This is a genomic window from Serpentinicella alkaliphila (assembly GCF_018141405.1).
GTDB lineage: Bacteria > Bacillota > Clostridia > Peptostreptococcales > Natronincolaceae > Serpentinicella > Serpentinicella alkaliphila.
Genome location: NZ_CP058648.1, coordinates 1,011,264 through 1,032,990 on the forward strand (window position 1 = coordinate 1,011,264; position 21,727 = coordinate 1,032,990).

Genomic DNA, 21,727 nt, shown 5'->3' on the forward strand with positions numbered 1-21,727 from the left:
ATAAAAACTAAAACAAGAAATCAAAAACATTCATTAATTTCTTGACAAAAACTGTTTACAGATGTAAACTGAGCTTAGCGTTTACACATGTAAACAAAAGGAGGAAATAATCATGAAAAGAGCTCCAAATATAACAGATGCAGAGTGGGAAGTGATGAAGCTTATATGGAATAATAATCCTAGCACATCTGAACAAATAATAAGTGCTTTGTCTCCTAAGATGGGATGGTCAGCACAAACCATTAAGACGCTAATAAATAGATTGCTCAAAAAAGGGATAATAGATTTTGAAAAGGAAGGTCGTATTTATAAATACTATCCACTGGTTCCTAGAGAAGATTACATTAAAACTGAAAATAGATCCTTTCTTGAAAAAGTATATGATGGAGCCTTGAGCATGCTTGTTTCTAATTTTTTAGAGGAAGAATCCTTATCTGAGAATGAAATCGAAAAAATTCAGAAGATCCTTGAAAAGAAAAAACACGAAAACCAGCACAATAAAAAATAAAATTGTTGTAAGTATAATTATGAAAAAGAGAGGATACAGGAGATGGATATTTTAGAGATTGTTTTTTTGCATGTGCTATATTCATCGTTGACTACAAGCATTTTTATAATAGCATATTTTCTTGTTAAAAAGTCCTATTTCCAACGAATTGGACCACGATATCATCATACCTTATGGATGATACTGATTATCAGATTATTGATACCTATCAACATTGAAAGTTCTATTAGCATTTTAAATCTACTTCCACAGAATAATTTAGTAATCCTAGAAACCTATGTTGAAAAAAATCTTTCTAAAACACTTACTGCCGAGGAGAATGCTCTAGCTTATAGAACTTGGGATTTTGATAAAAATCAAGAGACAAATTATGAGCTTTATATTGAGGAAAAGCCCATATACGATTACTTATCAGAATATGATTCTGCAGAGCAGGGGGAAAGCATAATAGCTAAAGAGTCAAGTGGGGAGCTCATAAAAGTATCTGCTAGAATATGGTTGTTTGGAGTGTTGTTATTCACACTATTCTTTGGTAGCACCTTATTTATGTTTGAAGGCAAATACAAAATGTTAAGAATACATTCAACACCTGAGCTACAGTCTTTAGTAGAAGAAAGCAGAAGAAAATTGAATATAAGAAAGCCTATTCCAGTCTATTTAAGTGATTATATAGGAAGTCCATGTATTCGAGGAGTCTTTAATCCATGTATTTATCTGCCAACAGATATTTCTACTAAGACTGACCATACTGAACTTCAGTATATAATCCTGCATGAATCGGCTCATTACAAGAGAAAAGATTTAATTTATAATTTGATTACTTTTATTGCAGTCTTAATTCACTGGTTTAATCCTATCATATGGTTTGCAATTAAGTATATTAGGCATGATAGGGAGATTGCCTGTGATGCGTATGTGATGGAGATAATAGAAGAAGAAGAAATCATACCCTATGGGATGACCATTATTAATTCAGCTAAGGGATTTAGGAGCAATTATAATAAGATTTATTCAGTAAGCTTTTATGAAGCAAGCAGCTTACTGGAAAGGAGAATAAAAATGATAGAAAAGTTCAAAAAAGGATCCTTTAAAATATCTATAGTAGCTATTATTTTTTGCATAATCATAGGGGGAATGGTTCTGACTAACCCATCTGGTCTTGATAACACAAATCTTATAAGTACAAATATAGCTGTAAAGGATGATGCTACACAGGGATTAGAACAAGAGAATTTGTTGAGTAAGAAAAAGGAAGAAGAACCTAACTATAAAGATATTATTAAAGATATGCTTGTACTCATTGATCCTGGGCATGGGGGAGATGACTATGGGGCGGTTTATACCATCCCTAATTTTGGTGAGGTAAAGGAGAAGAATCTAAGCCTTGAAATATCACTTTTACTATATAATATGTTAAGAGAATCAGGAGTCAATGCTGAATTGACTCGTCAAGAGGATGCTGGAGTACCCTTGGAGAATAGAATAGAATTGGTGAACCAGCTTAATCCTTCTCTATTTGTAAGCATTCACAATAATTTTGGGGGAGCGTCTGAAAGTGATATGTTGGCTCTGCTGTACTCTTCAACAGATAGAGATACAAGCATAATAACAGGGGAAAGAGTGGCTCAAATTATACATAAAGAGCTGATTAATGCAACCAAGAATAAAACCAGTGAAATAACAGAAATACCTAATAGACTGAAATTTAGTGGTATTAAAATACCGGCAGTCATTATTGAACCAGCCTATATCGTAAACCCTTCTGATACCAAAAACATTTTGATAGAAGAATTTAGAAAGAAAGTTGCAGGCTCTTTACACGATGGTATTATAAAAGTTTTGAAAGAGATGGCTGTGGATGCACAAGAATTAATTAAGCAGAGTGAAGAAATAGGACCTGATGGCAAAGGGCAATGGCCAGTGCCAGGGTATAATAGAATTGCTACTCCCTATGGAGAAAGAATACATCCTATTTCAAAGGATAAAGTATTTTATACAGGAATACAGGTTCCAGCTCCTAGAGGAGAAAAGATTGTTGCTTTTAAAGATGGAAAGGTGGTTAAGTCCGAGGAATCAAAGGAGTATGGAAAAGTAATTAAGATTGACCATGGAAATGGCTTGGAGACGCTATATGCTAATGCATCACATCATAATGTATCTGTTGGAGATGAAGTAAAAGAAGGGCAAAAGATTGCAGAAATAGGTAGCACTGGGTATGCAACGGGAAATTATCTTCATTTTGAGGTGTGGGTTAATGGAAAACAAGTAAATCCTACTGATTATTTGAGGTAAATTAGAATCTAATATGATATTCTAAGCAGTTGATATCAAACTACTAAAAAATAATGGCCTCAAGTACTAGTGCTATTTTATAAATGAGGCAATTAAATAGCGATTAAATAGAGAGAAAAGATTATAGCGTTGTGAAAATGCCTAATAGGGGTGTTCACCTGATAGAAACATATGAGAATTAGAGATGATTTAACTAGCAAGCAGAGTTTGTGAATGCTATATAAAATTTAAGTAGTGAAAAAATGAAACCCGCAAATGTTACAACTGGGGTTATCTTAAAGGCTATAATGCATTTAAGAAGGAACAAGCTGACAGATGCTTCTGTATTAGATTTAGGTTCGGCTGTCCCTATAGATTATAACTTAGAAAAATATATAAAAACCGCCATTATACCCGTTACGGAGAACCGTACCATAAGTAATGGCGGTTTTCTCTGAAATTAACTATTATCGATACATAGTCAGATTTAAAATCAAACAGAGTATATTTGATATTAGGTTAATTATAATTAAGCAAGACATAACCGTACAAGGTAATATGATAACAGAGACAAGGCCCATGCAGTGGGACATTATTTTTATACATTGTTGAAAAATACAGAAGAAGCGACGAACAAAATAAGCGTTTCAAAAATCCAGAACAACACATCTTTGATAAATATAATCTTGTTCGTGTCATTAAAAATGTTACGGGTTATGACTTAAAGAAATTGATGGCCGTAGACGAGAAGTTTTTTACAAGATATTGGTCAAAAAGAAAGTTATGGAACTGGGAAAACAGAGTGGATCGCCGAATGGAAAAAAGGGCTGTCTCGCTAGAGTGTAACAAAATAGGAGAGTTGTTTGGACATCCCCTATTTGTCCCTGCACATGGGGCTCGTACTTATAGTTTATCGATTCTACAGATGTTGCCTAAAAATAACCCCTAGCTTTTGATTTGAAAAATTAGGGGTTATTTGAAATATAGAAACTAGTAAAGTGGGTGAAGCCTACTCTATAGGAATTACTATCTTTTCATTTTCATATATCTCGAAGATATAGGAATTCTCCAATATGATTACATATTCCTTATCTTCTGAAAGTTTGGAATATAAAAGTGTAGCTTCTATACGAGAGCCAACTTTTTTATTAGTAATAGTTGACTTTGGTTCAATGATGTCGCCAGTTTCATCATAGATTACAAACGTTGGTCCATTATCGGGTGAAACCAAATCAAATATAAAGGATATCAAGGAACCATCTTTAGAATCTTCAATTTTACTAATGGATATAGTGGTTCCAGAATCCCGAGTTAAGACAATAGGTAGTGTGTTAGGCTTTATCTTTGCAGAGATTTCTTTATTAGAATCACTAAAGATTCGCCTATATGGTATTAATGTTAGGGACGAGGGTGGGGTATCTACTGGATCACATTCAATAGAAGCCATATAATTTCCATTACTGTCGATATTGTAATCTATACCTATGAAAGGTATTTCTGTACCGTCCTGATTGTAAACTATAAAACCATCCCTTAAAGGATCATCTGGAAACTTAGGAGCAGGTAGTTCAGCTGAACCCAATAGGGAAATTCTTGTGCTAATAGGTGTAAATGCTGCCTTGTTAATTACCACTTTACCCTCTTGAAAATCTATTATTTCATTTAAATTAACAATCTTACTAGCGTTGTTTATAGATTCTTTGTTTAAATCTAAATGGAAAGTCCAATTACCATTAATATCATTAATCGTTTTAATTACATATTTCAAACCAAATTCAGCAGGAAGATTATTAGTATTTATCATATGATGTATAGACATATTATAGGTATGTTGATCTATGAATTCCCCATAACCAGACCCAGAGTTAAAAACTAATGTGTCATCCACAAATCCTTCTATAACTCCAACTGCAAGATCATTATATGAATCAGATTTCTCAAAGGCTGTATAATTCTTTACAGTCATACTTAATATAAGATTATTTTCATCTAAGATAGATTCATTTATAGTTACCGTAATACCTTTCGATTGTACAGAGGTATTATTAATAACAACATACTCCGAGAGATCCTTGCCTGAAGGGTAGAAGCTAAATAAGTGATATATATCATTCAGCCTATAACCATTTGCATAGGCTCCAGCAATAGATACAATGGTGAACACCAGTAGTAAAGATGCTACAGTCATGAATTTCTTCAAATAAAAAACTCTTTTATTCGGTAGCTTATTAACAAAATCATCTAATTTTTTAGAGGTACTATCTGGCATAATAAAATCTTCTTTTACTATCTTTTCTCTTAATTTATCATTCATTTTAAATATCCTCCTCAATACTCAAAATATCATAAAGCTTGTTCCTTGCGCGCGAAAGCCTTGATTTTACTGTTCCCTCTGGGATATTAAGAAGTTTTGATATAGACTTTATCGATAAATCTTCATAGTAATAAAGGACTGTGACAAGTCTTAGGTCATCATCTAGATTTAAAATTGCATTCTTTATATCTATATCATTACAAATCTCATTAGGAGTAGATGTGCAATTTGTTAAAGTATCTAGGGGGAGGTGTGTCTTTCTTTTAAGGACATTATAGCTTTCATTGATAACAATACGTATAAACCAAGACTTAAATAGATCGGCATCTTTTAATTTGATAATGCTTTTGTAGGCTTTAATAGCAGCTTCTTGTAGGGCATCCTCAATATCGCTATCTTTTTTGAGAATAGAGCGTGATACACGATAAGAAGTATTATAGTACTCCTTAAACAAAATAGAAAATGCTGATTTATTACCTTGAATAGCTTTTATAACAGTAAGGCTCGTAGCGGAACCTAATTGACATTGTTCTGTGAATTCCAAAATTTAACCTCCTTATTTTACCAATACTTACATTATAAACTAGTTTATAATTTCCATGGAATTATTTCACTGTACTACATATAAGACAGTTTCATATATGGGATTGGTTCACGATTATTTTAAAAATATCATCTATGATAATGCAGACAAACGTTTATGGATAGAAATAGTCATTGGAGAAGCTGGAGATGTTTTTGAATTTAAAGAGGGAATAGTACATTGTAACGGTGGTTTTTATAAATTCCTACCATACCATGTTTTCTAATGAGTCAAAAGGAACGGTTATTTTTGACTCTTTTACTATAAAAAAAAACCCCAATATAACGACACGGTGAACCCTATCACACAAATGATTGCGGTTTTTTGGTGATATAAACTTTCCATTGAATGTGCTTATAATACTAAATAATAATGACTAAACAATATTATGTATTGCAATAATTACTTAGTGGGAAATGCTAAAAATTGTAATATTAATAATCTATAAAATTTTGAGATTAGTGTATGAATATGTTATGATTATTTAAGAGAAATCCAACGATCGATATCTCACAAAAAAACCATATTAGATATGCTTTATGACTTGGATTATCTATAAGTGTTCTTATTTAAATAGATTAGTACAGTTATAGAAAAGTTAATTATAAAGATTTGGGGGCAGTATATGGAAATTAAAAGTGTAGGTAGTGTTTGTTCAGGAATTGAGGCAGATGGTTAGCCATATGGTGAAGAAGAAAAGAGTCTTCGACCTCTACGAAGATGGTCACCTGCCAAAAGAAATGTTGACTGAGCGGTTAAAGGAGATAGAAACTACCTTAGAGCAACTGGAAGAAAAAAACTTGATATTATGGATAAAATAAAAATAAATAGCTCAACTTCTTAGTAGTGCAGATAAAGACCAGCGAAAAATGTTCTTACAACTAATGGTAAATAAAATTACAGTGGGTGACAATAGAAAAGATTGATACAATTGAGATACATTTCAGTGAGACATTAAAAAACTTAATAAAACCTTCTTAGGGGAAGAATCTTCAGATGATGAAGACTCTTCCCTTTCTTTTGTTTTTGCTATTGCTATATAGATAGAAGGTAAACCCATTTCTCAATATTACTAAATTATGCTGAATAGAAATTAATAGATTGAAAATCTGAAGAATATCTATTCAATAATAGTAAAATATGTTAAAATACTGTTAGTGTGGAATAGGTACAGGCTATTTATGTAATTAGGCTGTTCTAGAGCTAAGAAATTTAAAAAACCTCAAAACCTTAAAAACTTAAAAAACATAAAAATGATAAAAACCTTAAAAAAACTTTAAAAATCAAACTCAAAAACCTCCAAAAACCTCAAAAAATCTAAAATAAAAATCTAAAAAAAAAACCTTAAAAAATCTAAAATCTAAAAAACCTCTCAAAAATCTAAAAAATAAAAAAACCTCAAAAATCAAATCTAATCAAATCTAATCAAATCTAAATATAACTTCAAAACAACCTAAAATAATCGCAAAATAAAATAAAATATTCTACTTAACTAAAACAACTTTTTTATTTACTGACCTCTAATCCACGCAAGAATGATTATATGAGGTGAGGAACTTTGAACACGGAGATTTTGATGGGTTTTATAGTAAATTTCGGAGTAGCAGCCGTTTATGATTTAAAACCGCTAATACAACGGTACGGAAGATAAGACAAGTGAATCGTAAAGGAATTGTTTTTATAGTTAAAGGTTAGATTGTTATGTTTTTATAGACATAAAGAATATAAAAGGAAAACAACATTGTCTAAATACTTTTTAAGGGGATTGTGGATAGAGTGAGGGCAGATAGATTACTTTCTATTATTCTTATATTATCAAAAAAAGCTATAGTTACAGGAAAAGAGCTTGCTAAACACTTTGATGTGTCAGTAAGAACAATATATAGAGACATCGATAAAATTTCCGAGGCTGGTATACCTGTTGCAGCAATTGGAGGTAAGTCTGGTGGATTTTATATAATGGAAAATTATAAGCTAGATGATCTATACTTCAATAAAGGAGAGCTACATACTTTAATGGAGGTGCTAAATAGCTTAAATATCGTTTTTGGGAATAACCATCAGTTTAATGACATCGTCCTTAAACTTCAGAGCATCTATGAAAATGAAAAGGATAAAAATAACAAACTAAATATAGATATGTCGCATTTTAGTATGGAGAGTGAATTAAAAGAGTTTTTATACATAATCAATCAAGGAATAGAAGAAAGTAGATTATTGGTGTTTAAATATATCAATAGGAATTTGGAACTTGCAGAGAGAAATGTGGAGCCTACTAGAATAGAATTCTCTTATGGTCAGTGGTATGTAACTGGATACTGCAGAAATAGAAGTGACTATAGGAAATTTAAGCTGGTGAGGATGAAGAACCTAAGCTTAGGTGACAGTTTTGTTAAAAGAGATATAATGGAGGAGAAACTAGACGAAATATTTCGTAGAAGCGATGAGACTAATAATGTAAATGTGAAGTTGAAATTTAGTAGCAAAATAGGGGAGCAGTTAACAGAATACTTTTTTAAGGATAACATAAAGAAAGACAGAGAAGGTTATTTTATTGTTGAGGAGCCTTTTCCATATGATGAGGGACTAATTAAGTTTATACTAGGTTTTGGATGTGAGTGTGAAGTAATAGAGCCCAATTATTTAAGAGAAGATACAAAAAAGTACTTAAAAAGAATATTAGAAAATTATAATGACTGACATAATGGTGTCAGTCATTATTTAGTATAATGAACTTGCTAATTGGAAGGAATTATGCCATATAACAAGATGATTATTAGATAGGGAGGAAGAAGAATTCTAAAGAAAGAATTATCACCAGATATTATAGAATATGTTTTTGAGCGAAAAAAAGGACTGCATTTTGGAGATAGAATAACAGCATTGCTCAACAAAGGCAAGGTAATACTTATAGACACAGGCCATAAGCATCAAGCCATGGAAGTTATTAAGGACTTACATTCAAATCATTTAGTAATATGGAAGCAGCTATTATAAGAATACCCTAGATAGGTGGACGCCGAGAGAAGAGCATAGATATTTTACTCCAACAGTTTGTGTTGAAGCACCTGTGAAGGTTCAGTTTGGAGGTCATGTAATTGAAATCATACCATACCCAGGACATTCAATATGCACTAGTATTGTTAAAATAAATGATGAGTATATACATGTAGCAGATGAATTAATGTTCTCTAATAAAGGAGAACCAATATTACCATGTATGACAAAAGAAGATGTAAGAAGGCAATGGGAGTCAATTATTCAATTGGAAAGGATATCTCAAATATACTTTTATACACATAATGGAAAATCCCTTATTAGAGTTAATGATAAGAAATTTGAAAATAGAAATATTCTATTTACTAGCTCAAAAATATATGCCTGAAATTGAAATGAAAATTGAATTTTTTCAGAATATGAAGAGAGGTGCTTTAAAATGATTTATACAGTAAGAGGACCAATTGATAAAACACAAATGGGTAGAACACTATCCCATGAGCATCTAGATTGGATATTTGATCAAAATTTTGCAAGCAGAATGTATTTTGGCAAACAGTATGATGAGGACTATAATCAGAAAATATTTGATAAAGTGTTACCAATAATAAGTGGATTAAGGGAGGCAGGATGTCAAACCATCGTGGAAGCTTCACCTCCTCTTGGAGGACAAAATTTAAAACTGTTATATGATCTGTCCTTCAAAACCAACATCAATATCATTGCCAGCACAGGAATAAACATCACTAAGTATGCATATCATATTTTCCCTGAAAAATTTGAAGAGCAACTAGCTAAAAAGTGGATTCAAGACTTTGAGGAAGGTCTAGATGTGATTGATAATGTATGCATAAAACCTGGACATATTAAATTGCTTCTTGAACGAGGCGGCGTTAATAATGTGGACAAGGCTATGCTCAAGGCTGCTGCTATAGCCTGTAAAGCCACTGGAATGTCGATACACTGTCATGTATTGGAGGCAGAGCATATGCCAAAAGTTATGAAGATCCTAGAGAAAATGGAAGTACCACCCCATAAATTTGTCTGGGCCCATGCAGATTATGAAAGTAATCGTGAAATGATTTTGGAAGTTGTTAAGAAGGGGTATTGGATTGGATTTGATACGATACAAGCAGGTAAATATGAAGAAAGAAAAGAACTTATTGATCATGCCCTAGAGCATAATTATAGCCATCAAGTGATACTATCCGAGGATTATGATTTTTATGCAGAGAGTAAAAAGAAAGATGGGATAGAAAGATATTGTGCCTTTTTCAATGTATTTGTACCATATTGTATAGAAAATGGTATCCCCCAAGATGTGATAGAAAGCATGATCGTGGACAATCCTGCACGATTCTACGATATTTAGAAATCTTATTTGCAACTGATACAAAGAAGCAATTGCATGTTTTGCCCCTTTCTTTAGGAGTGTTACAAGAATTATATATAACAAAAAACCGCTGTTACAACAATACGGTGAACCTTATTATAAATGATGTCGGGTTTAGGTAATGTATTAAAAGTTAAAAATACGTTATAGCTAAAAAATATTCACTAATATATTGCACAAACTTGAAAAAAACTGCAGGTACAGTTTGATGATAAGGAGAGTCCTATCATAGTAGTAAGCGTAAGCGAATTGGACTAAGATGGCCAATAAAGAAAGAACGTGTTAATTTAGCCCAAAATCTTTATTTGGGAATAAATAATCCCCTCTAGCATTGAGACTTTGTTATATAATCTTAATGCAAAGAGAGGATGTTAGTTATTGTTTATAAAGGATGCAATTTAAAGCAGCTTAATTACATCTTCTAACTCTTCAGATAAAGTTTTTGCAAGCTCAAAATTGGTATCTTTTAAAGCCAACTCTATACTCGTTTCAATTAATTTTTTCTTTTGTTCAACTTCTAAATAGTCCCTATCAAAATGATTAGCATATATCTTTCTTCTAAATTTCTTCATACTCATTTTTCTGAGAGTCATATTTTCAATTATCAGAACATAATCCATACAATTAGATATAAAATAGTAATCATGTGAAATGGTTAATATGGCGCCTTTATAGTTTTCTATGGCTTTTTCGAGAGCTATTTGTGAATATGTATCTAAATGACTTGTTGGTTCATCCAGAAGCAACATATTTGCTTTACTAACAGCAATTTTAGCTAATTGAAGCATATTTTTCTCACCACCAGATAAGTACTGGATTTTTTGATGAAGCATTTTTCTGTCAAAACCATAGTTTGAAATATAGGATATAACTGCTGTTGAATTTCTAAGACCGGCATCTAATAACTCTTCGAGTATTGTATTAGACTCATTTAGTGTTTCACCTTGATTCTGAGATAAATATGCCATTTCTATATTAGGATTAATTTCAATTGAATCATTGTTTTTAAAAATAGCCCTCAACAAAGTGGTTTTTCCTGTACCATTTGAACCGATGAGAGCTACTTTATCAGTAGATTTAATCTCGAAATTAACATTTTCTAACAGTACCTCTTCATCATAGACAACACTAAAATCATTAACTTTTAAAGCGATGGTTTCTTCGACCTCATTATCCGTATGAAAACTGATATTCGGCTGCTTAATATCAACGAAAGGTTCTTTAATACGTCTTGCTTCTAATCTTTCTTGAATTTTAACTCTAGCCTTTAGAGCCTTTCCCCTAGAAGCTTCAGAATTGTGAGTTGCAATAGACCTTAATTTATCGATCAACATAGCGTTTCTCTCAATTTCTTCTGTATCGGCCATAGCCAATTCTTGCAACTCAATTTTAGTTTGAAGTAATGAAAAATTATAATCGATAAATCTTCCATCAAACTCTTGGAGTTCCTTGTTTTCAAGGTGCAAAATTTTGTTAAAACAATGATTCAATAAATATCTGTTGTGGGTAATAATTAATAGAGTTCCTTTATGGGAATCAATTAGGTTTTTAAGAGAATCAATGTTTTCAAAGTCTAAGAATACATCTGGTTCATCCATAATTATTAAGTCTGGGATACTGAGCATTACCTTAATCACTTGTATAAGTTTGAATTCTCCACCACTAAGCTCAGATACCATTAGATCTTTATGCTTAGTTAGGTTTGCAAGATTCAGTTTTTTATTAATCATGCTTTCAAAATCATCCCCACCAATTGCATTAAATGCGTCTAAAGCAAGCTGGTATTTGTCTAGTAAAGCATCAATATCCGAAGATGTTTCCATTTGAGAACAAATGTATGTTATTTCATTTTGCAACTTGAAAAATTCTTCTCCTATAAATTCATAAACTGTAGTATCGTGTATTTTTTCTAGTTGTGAGAACTGACTTACATATCCAATTCTATACTGAGGATCTATTTCTAACTTGCCATCAAACATATATTTTTCTGGATCCATAAGTATATCTATTAATGTACTTTTTCCACTGCCGTTTGTTCCTATAAAAGCGCAATGTTGACCATCTTCTAGTGTAAATGAAATATTCTTATAGATATCTTTTTGCGGGAACGAGTAGGACAAGTTATCAACTTTTATCATATTATTACCTCTCTTTATCATTCAAAAAGAGCCTTCTAAAATAAGCTCTTTATTATATAATATTGCCAATAGAAATTCTTAAATTCAATATTATATAACAATGTAATTATTTTGACTTAAGTGGATAGTATAACACTTTCTTTCTCTAATTTCAATTATCTAATATAGAAATTTTAAGAAAATGAACATCATGACCACACATAGAGGAGGGTATGATTAAGGGCGTAGATATCCAAGGGGTATATATGCAATGGAAGTTTGACTTGTTAATTATACAGAAAACTTTAGTAAAAACCGCTGATACAAAGGTGCGGCGAGTCTTATCATAAATAACTGCTGGTTTGTTTTAAAAACTAAATATCTTAAAAATTCTTTCCTATTACTAGTTACTATCTTTCGATACATCTGTTTGTTATAATATACATAAAAATAAGAATGTACTGTGATACTAAAATAAAAATAGGCGCTTAACTAATTGGAGGTAGTAGCAACGGGGGGTGTTTACAAACACCAAGGTATATTCGAGTTTGCAACAAGTGAGTTTCACAGGATGCATTTATTTATTGGGCGCTTATTGGATTGAATTACCCAAAATGTTCCATATATAAATTTCAAAGGGCTTTATTAAGTTAATATTAGAAAAATCATTAAATCAAAATCATAAATTGAATAAATTTGGTGTTGAAGATAACTGCAAACTTTTATAATTTATAGGTGTTGGGGAGGAAAAAAATGACTGAATTATTAGCACCAGCAGGAAATATGGAAGCTTTAAAAGCTGCAATTTCTAATGGTTGTGATGCAATATACTTAGGAATGCAAAAATTTGGTGCACGTGCATACTCATCTAATTTTGATTTAGAATCGTTAAAAGAGGCTGTTACGTATGCGCACCTGAGAAATGTTAAAATCTATGTTACAATGAATACCATCGTTTTTGAAAACGAAGTTGAAGAGATGAAAGCCCAGATGCACGAATTAAATGAAATCGGTGTTGATGGCATAATCGTTCAGGATCTGGCTGCTTTCGATTATATAGTTAAAAACTTTCTTGATATGGAAGCACATTGTTCAACGCAAATGGGAATAGACGATTTAGACGGAACTTTATTATTTAAAGAACTTGGTGCTAAAAGAGTTGTTCTGTCCCGTGAGGTTGAGATTGAAAAAGTAAAAGAGATAAAAAGAATAGCTAAAATACCTTTAGAAATTTTTGTTCACGGTGCTTTATGTGTATCTTATTCTGGAAACTGTCTAATGTCTGGGTTAATCGGCTATCGGAGCGGAAATCGCGGAAGATGTGTTGGTTCATGCCGTAAGGAGTATGAATTAATTGATAAGACAACAGATACATCTTTAGGGAAAAACTATATTCTATCTACTAAGGACTTAAACACAATCGATTATATCAATGATTTAAAAGAAATTGATTCTTTAAAAATAGAAGGTCGAATGAAAGAGCCTGCGTATGTTGCTAATGTTGTATCAAGATATCGCATGGCATTAGATAATAAAATAACCGAAGAAGATAAAGAAAAACTGAACAAAACATTTAATAGAACATTTACTAAAGGATATCTGTTTTACGAGGATACGAAAGATATTACAAACATCTTAAGACCTAATAACTGTGGATATGAAATTGGTGAAATTAGCAAGGTACTTAAAGACATGTATGAAATAACACTGACACGTACTTTAAATCAAAACGATATAATCAGAATAAGTCATAACAATGAAGATGTTAATTTAACTGTTGTAAAACTGTACGATAAAGATGGCAATCTAATCAACAAAGCAGATGATATCTGCTATATAAAAATCAAAGAAAAGTTGTCTAAGGGTGATTCAGTATATATATCGAAGGATTATTTCTATTACAAAGTGTTAGAATCATCACTGGAAAAAGAATTTAAGCGTTTCAACCTAGACATTAGAGTGCATGCATATCCAGATTCAAAGCTTATCATAGATGCTGAGGGCTTAGGCTTTAATTATTTATATGAAAGCGAGGAAATATTAGGTGAAGCAATTAATAATCCAACAACAAAAGACCAGATAATAAAGCAATTTTCAAGATTAAATGATACTATATTCGAACTTAATCATATAGAGTTTGAGGAATGCAATGCATTTATTCCAGCTAAACAGTTAAATGCAGCAAGAAGAGATATTGTACAGGGATTATATGAATTAAAGCTTAACAGCAAAAAGAAAAGAACCAAGCCTTTGGAAGCTAAAGAAAAAATAAGCTTTACTCCTAAAAAACCATACCTTACTGCCACTGTAACGACTAAGGAACAGTATGATGCTTGCATGAGCTGTGGCATTAAGGAAATCTATTTTGAAAACGTTGTTAGAAGAAATCAGAATGATTATAAGGAAAAAGAAGGGCAGCTACTAATCGGAGGATATGGCGGAATTTATCACTACAGAGAAACTAATCCTTTTGTTACTGACTATTCTCTAAATGTTGTTAATGCAACTAGTTGCTATGAATTATATAAATTAAGTACAAAACGAGTCACTTTATCTTATGAATTGAATAAGAGACAAATTGAAGATTTAATTAATGCTTATTATGAAGAAAATGACGGGTATCCTGCACTAGAAATGATTGTATATGGTAAGGCTCCTTTGTTATTTACAAAATATTGTCCGCTGAAAAAAATGAATCAATGCGGTATTTGCAGAACGAAGACCTATGAGTTAAAAGATGAGCACGGAACGTTCCCTATTATTGCTCATGATGATTGTACAACGACTATCCTGAATGGGAAGACCCTTAATCTTTTAGATGAGCTACAAAACATCAAAGGAATCGAGGCATTCAGACTAAACTTCACAGTTGAATCAAAAGAGGAGGTTGTGAAAACCATTAATAAGGCCTTAGGCAAATTAAATGGCTCAATGAATAATGCTGTCTTTAATAAGGAAACAGACACAAGAGGACATTTTAATAAAGAGATTTTGTAGGGAAATCCCAGTTCAAATCTGGGTGTTGCCTCCATGAAAATTCTATAAGTCCTGCTTTATTTAGTGTTTGGAGTTAAGTAACGTGATATTAATTCTCATTCTGTTGATATAAAAAGCAAATGATAATTCTAAAAGGACAAGGGGACAGATAAAATTTCCCTGAAAAGTTGCAATTCTATCTATTATTTAGACTTGATAAAAAACCGTAGTTACAGCGATACTGTGAACCTTATCATAAGAGACTGCCGTTTCTTATAAGGTCAAGATATATATGTGCTTCTACCAGTTATTCATAAAAAAATAGAATGTTGAATTAAAGGTAATTTATAGGATAAATTTGATATAATTGCACATAAAAGGGTTGTCTATAAAAGGATAGAAATAAAATTACATTGCTATTGACTAAATTATACAGCAAGGTCATTTATTGAAGCAGTTAAAACATTTTTAAGTTATTTAATAAGGATCGACTACCATAGTTAATAGACACATTTTTTTGGTTTATTAGAGTACAATCAAATCAGAGTTGCTAAGGAAAGTGTTTATTTTGTATGATTACTTGAGCGCATAGAACATTCAAAAAAGACCTAGTTTCAAGAACGAGAACAGGTCTTTTTTTGTATGAATTCAGATAAGGATAATCCTAAATTGCTACATTTGTGAGCATTGATTACTGAATGGATTCAGCGATTTTGATTAGTTCATCTTTGGTAAATTCTCCTCTACTCGATAACCCATAGAGTACATTGTCCCTTTCCCAATCTATGCCTCTGTTATCAGATAGTATAGCCTTTACACCATTAATTTCTATTTGTTCCACCTTACTGTTAGTTGACAATGTATATGCTGTTTCCTTATCAGCATATCTTTGCTGCATATAAATGTACTTGCCTGTTTTACTGTTAGTAAAATATAAGTTGATATACTTAGTATTTTCTACAATGCCATCTTCATTTTTATAAAATTCCGCTCTGTCAAATTGATAGCCCTCTGGTAAATAGCTCGGAAGTATAACTTCAAAGCAGGTATATTTAGAAAGATCATGAGACTCTCGTATCACTAGTATGTTTTCGTTATCATTAGATTTGGTAACTGGTTCTCCATTTGCAAAAGCAATTATTTCTTGGCCCTGGGCAGTATATATTTTCCCTGTGTACGTTTCAGAAAATACTTTTATTTCATCTCCTTTTTCATCAAAGATTTTGCCCTTTAGATGATGTGGAATATTTAAAGTTGTGTTCTGAGGCTCGAATTGTACCACATTTATATGACCAAGGGTTATAGTTTTTATTATTTTTTCGAACACATTGTGTGCAAGGGATGGTTGGATTAAGGAAATACTTAAAACACATACCAATATCAAGCATGCTGATATAGCAATAATACGGTTAAATTTATTTGCTATTCTACAAGGAGATTGTACTCTATATGAGCGAATATTTTTTAAGGTTTGATTATATACTGACTCTTTATTACTATTTTTACTGAAATCATTGTCTATGAGAAGTTTACCTAACTCTAAAAGCTCTTTGTACTCTTGGGGTGATAATTCATCTTTATTCTCAATACCAGCTAAGTAAGCATCTAAATCAGTAGAAAGTTTATATTCCATACTCTTTTTATTCATATATTTTTTCCTCCGACACCATTTTTTGTTTTAACTTTTTTAGCGAACGATAAATAATGACTCCCACATTACTTTCAGTAATATTTAAAATTTTTGCAATTTCATTATTCTTTAGACATCCACCGAATTTAAGTGCTATGATATGTCTTTCTCTTCCATCTAAAGTATTAATAGCCTCCGAAAGTTTATCTTTGGTTTCTGTAAAGAGAACTACATCCTCAGGAGTTTTACTTTTAGATACCATTTGTTTTACCCCTTCAAAAGAAAAAATACTATACCTTTTTAAAGCTCTGAAATAATCATTTAAAACATTTCGAGCTATAGTAAAGAGCCATACTTCGAAGGAACCTTTTTTTTCCTCATACTTACTAAGGTTAAGTAATAATTTTTCAAAAACTTGACTTGTAAGATCTTCTGCTGTAGTCTGACAGGCAATTCGATAATACATATAGTTATAGATTCTTTTATAATAGGTTTCGAATATGTGAGTATATATTTCTTCTTTACATAAAGGGTTCTGATTAGTTCTTTCACTTAAGGGTTTGATTACGGTAAATTGTTGCATCACTTGAGTCACCTACAATCTTTGATATTTTACTTAGCTAAGTAATTTCATCTGTTAATACGTAAAAACCTCTATTTCATTACAGATACTTTCAATTTAAAAAGTAATTTCCTATAAGCTGGAGTTTTTGAAGTTCAATTATATACATTGTAGTGAGAGATAGCAACTGTTCTTTATATAAAAATGTAGAAGGAGGCTTTTCTATTTTTTTTAAGTTCTCTCAAAAGCTTATATAGAATTATCACTTAGACAAAATTACATTTCAGAGCTGTTGTCTTCATAAAAATTTGACGATCTATTTTATAGACACTTTTATATCTAGAGGTAACTTTTATGGTTATAAAGAATAAATTCTTAATTGTTTATTATAGAAGTTAGGATGAGAAACATGAGGTTAGTTAAACAGTCAGGAGTGAATATGAACATGATTATAAAAAAAATTTCAAATGACGCGAATTATAATGAAACTATGGTACCTTATGAAAAGAACAAAGAGGCAATACTTAAAACGACATTTGAAAGTATTAAGAAAACTATAGAAGGATCTAATTTTAAAACAAAAGAAGAAAAAGAAAGCTATGAAAAAAGAATAGGTGAAAAGGTTAAGTTAGGTGAAAAGCTTACTAAAGAGGAGATGAGTTATATACAAAGAACAAATCCCATTATGTATATGCGCATTAAAAGGATTCAGATGAATAGAGAAGCATTAGAGAATAAATTAAAGCGATGTAGGTCAAAAAAAGAAGTAGAACAGGCTTATAACGAAACCATATCCATGATTCATAAAAAGGATCCAGATAAGCAATTATTGATAAGTGCTTATAATAATGTGATGAAAGAATTTAAAAATAAAGGAGAATATAAAGCTCTGCCCCTAGACATAAAGGATAAAGAAAATAAGAAAAGTAAAAGCAGAAAGTGGAAACAGGGCAGCAATTTTGATATTAGTGTAAGAAGGGATATAATAACCACTTTTGATATAAGAGTTTAAAAATAATAAGAAACTGCTGCAACGAATAGAGAATAGCCTCAGATTGATTGTATGTGGTTTTTATTAATAGCGTAATCACCTTCAGCGTTTTACTTTTTATCACATATTGTTAAATCAAAGGAAAAAGAGAAAAGGTTATGGTTTGTAAATGGATGAATTTCGAGTAGTAAATACGTTAAATGTATTTTTAATGATTAATGATACATTCTTTATAGTGTCATCAAACTATGTATATCGAGTCTTATGAGACACAGTTTTCATAGTGGTGGTATGCTCTTTCCCTTATCCATTTTCTCACTTATTGTTCATACTGATTACCAAAAAAAGTGAATATTTTAAAATGAAGGAAGGTTTCTAAAGTGGGCAAATTTATTTCCTAAGGAAATAAAATTTAAACTGAAAACTTTATATAAGTAGAAAGAGGGGTTATTTTATTCGAAGCCTTTAGGATATATTGAACAAATTACTACGTTCAAGTATTTCCAATGGTTTAGATTTAAACTAAGACTAATTGATTTAATTCATTCTCCAAGGTATACTTATAACGATTGAACATGTTCAACAAAGGGGAATGATGAAGATGAGTATAGTAAATAGAAATGCTTTAAAAAAAATAGCAGTGATTATCATTTTTATATTAATAAGCACAACTATTGTTTTACTAGGGACCCAATACAAACAATTCTTAAAGATTAAGTCAGACCAGATTGATAAATTGAATGCAAACAGTATTGTAGTTGATACTAATCAGGGAACAATTGAATATTCAATCTCTGGTAAAGGAGACCCTGTTCTAATGATTCATGGTGCTGGAGGTGGTTATGATCAAGGGTTGATGCTAGCAGACGCGTTTTTGCCAAAAGATTGCATGGTGATTGCAGTGTCTAGATTCGGATATCTAAATACCCCATTGCCAGGAGGATCCACCACAGATTGCCAGGCGGGTCTTTACAGAGCCTTACTCGACGAACTGGATATAAACAAAGTTCATGTGGTAGCTGTATCTGATGGAGGACCATCTGCGCTAAAATTTAGCATAAATCACCCTGAACGAGTAAGATCACTTACAATGATTTGCGCAAAGAGTAAAACTCCACCCAAGCTGACAACTGTACAGTCAGTGGTTTTTGGAACAATATTTCATAATGATTTTCTTTTCTGGATAGTTACAGAGTATATCCAATCAGATTTGTTGAATGTTTTGGGTGTATCTAAAGAAGTTCAGGATAAAATGACAGAAGATGAAATTCGAATGGCTAAAGAATTCTTTGAAATAATGAATCCTATTTCTTTGAGAAAACAAGGGATATTCGATGCAAACATCCAATTTAAAGAATTATTACCTGAAGACTATCCAATCTGGGAGATAAAATCCCCGACATTAGTGATCCATGCTGAAGATGATACGTTACAACCGTTTTATTATGCTGAGTACACTCACGAAAAAATTCCAAACTCTACATTGCTCTCTTTTGAGGATGGTGGACATATGTTTTTCGGCCATCATGAAGAAATTACTAAAGCTATAAAGCATTTTTTCGTCAGTGCTTATTAAGGGGGGTATATATTGGAGATAAAAGCACAACTGATTCGATCGGTCATAGCACTAATTGATGATGGATTTGATGTTGAAGAGTTAACGATTAGGCAGATTGCATACGAAGCCCATGTATCCATTGGGTTGATTAATTATCATTTTGGTAGCAAATGGGCTTTAATTGTAGCAGCAATTTCTAGCATTATTGACGATGCTGCTACCGAGGCCTTTAAAACATTGTCAAAGCAAGATGATTCACCAAAGCAGCAATTGAGGATATTCTTAAAAGCAATGGCTATAGTGGTTTGTAAGTATCAAAAGTATACGAGTATACTTATTAAAGACGAGATATTAAGTAATCGCTTCAGTACACCAGAAACAATTGTAGATCTTTTAAAAAAAATTAAGCCTGATTTATCGGAGAAGGAAATTAAATATCTTGCTATTCAAGTTGTTGCACCTATTCAATATATCTTTCTGAAAGAAGGGGGATTAAGGAAATATTTAGGGCAAGAACATAATACTAATACTATTTTATTAGATGACTACGATGAAATAATGGAAAGTTTTCTAAAAGCATTAGGTATCTAGAAAACACTTTATCAATTATAAGGGGCCTGGAATAGGATATAGAAGGTCTGCTGCTTGGTCACCTTAAACAACTACTTTGTCACCTTAAACAACTATAAGATTAGGAATAACCTTTTATTGATCTTATTCTGTTGAGTGTGTAATAAGAAATGTTGGAAAAAGTGACTAAATCAAATATAAGGTGAAAATTGTAGGTATTCTAATCTTTTGAAATATAAAAATCTATAATATAATGCTGTAGAGAACGTGAGTAAAGAAACGAAGATTTACTATTTATGTTTTTGTACACCAAAGTAAATTATATTGGGATAAACATAAATAAGAGAGTAATAAATTATTAGATAGGAGGGGACTATCGCTTAGAGCCATGAACACCTATCAGTAACACCGGCACCTCAGGGAATGGCTCGTAGCGTAAGCGCTACGAGTCTATTGGCCGGTGAACAGCTAATACCCAGGCAAGTTAAATATGAGATATTAAAGTTTTAAGTTTTAAATTGCATATTTTACGTTAAAATCATAAGATGACTTATGTTGAAGTGCTCATGATCCTAACTGTTATAGAAAGTACTGATATATTCAAATATCAATTCATGGACATGCTTAAATACTTAACCACGAATTGGTTCAGCGATTTACGTGTAATAAGAGCAAGGAAGGATTCTATACGCTCAACTAAAATACTTCTTTTCTCACTTCCAAAATATTGTCTTAAAGAGTAGGTTTACGGAGGAAGTTATTTCTTACGTCCAAGTGTATTCCCTAAAATAACCATAAGAGCAATAGGTATTAAAATACCCCAAGGCATAGTCCATTTTAGAAATGGTGGTATTTCTTCACCAAAATATATATTAATAGCAGAAACTAGAGCTAAAACACTTAAGCCTATTCCCAGTATATTGAATATATTCTTTTCGTATATTTTTTTTTCTTCTTTGCTTAGCATAGTATAGCCTGCTATTAAAAACTCTCCTTTACCACATAACAATATGACAGAAAGAATTATTAATAATACTACTATTAACCATGCAATAAATTCATTAATCAAAAATTTTCCTCCTTAATTGATTTAATAGAAGTTTCATCTAATGTTTTTTACTGTTGTGTAACATAAACTACCACTTTTATTCCAAGTTAAGTAATATTAAACAAATCCTTCTTACCAACACCCTACCCCATATTGTGGTGTATTGTTGGCTCTAATGACTTTTTCCGGACAAGTTTTCCAAGTGGTGA

At 31.6% G+C, this 21,727-nt stretch carries 17 protein-coding genes; 11 read left to right on the forward strand and 6 right to left on the reverse strand.

All coding sequences use genetic code 11. The annotated features are described in order from the left end of the window. Nucleotides 1-112 precede the first annotated feature (112 nt). The 3 genes from HZR23_RS05155 (at nucleotide 113) to HZR23_RS05165 (ending at nucleotide 3,237) form a co-directional block, all read left to right on the forward strand. Nucleotides 113-508 carry a BlaI/MecI/CopY family transcriptional regulator gene (locus HZR23_RS05155; RefSeq protein ID WP_132847370.1) on the forward strand — a complete coding sequence of 132 codons (396 nt, stop codon included), beginning with the start codon at nucleotides 113-115 and terminating at the stop codon, nucleotides 506-508. Nucleotides 509-550: 42 nt separating this feature from the next. After that, the gene (locus HZR23_RS05160) at nucleotides 551-2,800 is read left to right on the forward strand and encodes a M56 family metallopeptidase (RefSeq protein WP_132847371.1); all 2,250 of its coding nucleotides are present in this window, start codon (nucleotides 551-553) and stop codon (nucleotides 2,798-2,800) included. Between the two features lie 242 nt (nucleotides 2,801-3,042). Then, complete coding sequence (locus HZR23_RS05165) at nucleotides 3,043-3,237, forward strand: hypothetical protein (RefSeq protein ID WP_132847372.1); 195 nt, start codon at nucleotides 3,043-3,045, stop codon at nucleotides 3,235-3,237. A gap of 551 nt (nucleotides 3,238-3,788) precedes the next feature. On the opposite strand, the gene HZR23_RS05170 is transcribed toward HZR23_RS05165, so the two are convergent. Together HZR23_RS05170 and HZR23_RS05175 are read right to left on the reverse strand one after the other, a co-directional pair. Next, nucleotides 3,789-5,093 carry a DUF4179 domain-containing protein gene (locus HZR23_RS05170; RefSeq protein WP_132847373.1) on the reverse strand — a complete coding sequence of 435 codons (1,305 nt, stop codon included), beginning with the start codon at nucleotides 5,091-5,093 and terminating at the stop codon, nucleotides 3,789-3,791. Between the two features lies 1 nt (nucleotide 5,094). Further along, on the reverse strand, nucleotides 5,095-5,637 hold the full coding sequence (locus HZR23_RS05175; RefSeq protein ID WP_165913594.1) for an RNA polymerase sigma factor: 543 nt from the start codon (nucleotides 5,635-5,637) through the stop codon (nucleotides 5,095-5,097). 97 nt (nucleotides 5,638-5,734) lie between these two features. On the opposite strand from HZR23_RS05175, the gene HZR23_RS05180 reads away from it, so the two are divergent. The 4 genes from HZR23_RS05180 to HZR23_RS05195 all read left to right on the forward strand — a co-directional run bounded on the left by HZR23_RS05180 (nucleotide 5,735) and on the right by HZR23_RS05195 (nucleotide 10,045). Beyond that, nucleotides 5,735-5,902 carry a hypothetical protein gene (locus tag HZR23_RS05180; RefSeq protein WP_165913595.1) on the forward strand — a complete coding sequence of 56 codons (168 nt, stop codon included), beginning with the start codon at nucleotides 5,735-5,737 and terminating at the stop codon, nucleotides 5,900-5,902. 1,541 nt (nucleotides 5,903-7,443) lie between these two features. Then, complete coding sequence (locus HZR23_RS05185; protein WP_243098153.1) at nucleotides 7,444-8,376, forward strand: helix-turn-helix transcriptional regulator; 933 nt, start codon at nucleotides 7,444-7,446, stop codon at nucleotides 8,374-8,376. Nucleotides 8,377-8,746: 370 nt separating this feature from the next. Next, entirely contained in the window at nucleotides 8,747-9,061 is a 315-nt protein-coding gene (locus HZR23_RS05190; RefSeq protein WP_132847375.1) for an MBL fold metallo-hydrolase, read from the forward strand. Between the two features lie 51 nt (nucleotides 9,062-9,112). Next, nucleotides 9,113-10,045 carry a phosphotriesterase family protein gene (locus HZR23_RS05195; RefSeq protein ID WP_132847376.1) on the forward strand — a complete coding sequence of 311 codons (933 nt, stop codon included), beginning with the start codon at nucleotides 9,113-9,115 and terminating at the stop codon, nucleotides 10,043-10,045. 419 nt (nucleotides 10,046-10,464) lie between these two features. Here HZR23_RS05195 and HZR23_RS05200 read toward each other — a convergent pair whose 3' ends face one another. After that, entirely contained in the window at nucleotides 10,465-12,204 is a 1,740-nt protein-coding gene (locus HZR23_RS05200) for an ABC-F family ATP-binding cassette domain-containing protein (RefSeq protein WP_132847377.1), read from the reverse strand. 732 nt (nucleotides 12,205-12,936) lie between these two features. Here HZR23_RS05200 and HZR23_RS05205 point away from each other — a divergent pair. Next, a complete protein-coding gene (locus HZR23_RS05205; protein ID WP_132847378.1) occupies nucleotides 12,937-15,180 on the forward strand; it encodes a U32 family peptidase in 2,244 nt (747 codons plus the stop codon). A 670-nt stretch (nucleotides 15,181-15,850) separates the two neighbouring features. Here the strand turns inward: HZR23_RS05205 and HZR23_RS05210 are convergent. Beyond that, entirely contained in the window at nucleotides 15,851-16,807 is a 957-nt protein-coding gene (locus HZR23_RS05210; protein WP_132847379.1) for a DUF4367 domain-containing protein, read from the reverse strand. Further along, nucleotides 16,800-17,372 carry a sigma-70 family RNA polymerase sigma factor gene (locus HZR23_RS05215; RefSeq protein ID WP_132847380.1) on the reverse strand — a complete coding sequence of 191 codons (573 nt, stop codon included), beginning with the start codon at nucleotides 17,370-17,372 and terminating at the stop codon, nucleotides 16,800-16,802. Before HZR23_RS05215 ends, HZR23_RS05210 begins: the two co-directional genes overlap by 8 nt. A 388-nt stretch (nucleotides 17,373-17,760) precedes the next feature. Between HZR23_RS05215 and HZR23_RS05220 the strand changes: the two genes are divergently transcribed. From HZR23_RS05220 to HZR23_RS05230, 3 genes are all read left to right on the forward strand, one after another. Next, nucleotides 17,761-18,363: a hypothetical protein gene (locus HZR23_RS05220; protein ID WP_132847381.1), complete on the forward strand. Its 603-nt coding sequence runs from the start codon at nucleotides 17,761-17,763 to the stop codon at nucleotides 18,361-18,363. A gap of 580 nt (nucleotides 18,364-18,943) precedes the next feature. Beyond that, nucleotides 18,944-19,918: an alpha/beta fold hydrolase gene (locus HZR23_RS05225; protein ID WP_165913596.1), complete on the forward strand. Its 975-nt coding sequence runs from the start codon at nucleotides 18,944-18,946 to the stop codon at nucleotides 19,916-19,918. A 12-nt stretch (nucleotides 19,919-19,930) separates the two neighbouring features. Next, nucleotides 19,931-20,491: a TetR/AcrR family transcriptional regulator gene (locus tag HZR23_RS05230; protein WP_165913597.1), complete on the forward strand. Its 561-nt coding sequence runs from the start codon at nucleotides 19,931-19,933 to the stop codon at nucleotides 20,489-20,491. 736 nt (nucleotides 20,492-21,227) lie between these two features. On the opposite strand, the gene HZR23_RS05235 is transcribed toward HZR23_RS05230, so the two are convergent. Continuing rightward, entirely contained in the window at nucleotides 21,228-21,539 is a 312-nt protein-coding gene (locus tag HZR23_RS05235; RefSeq protein WP_132847384.1) for a DUF3784 domain-containing protein, read from the reverse strand. Nucleotides 21,540-21,727 lie beyond the last annotated feature (188 nt).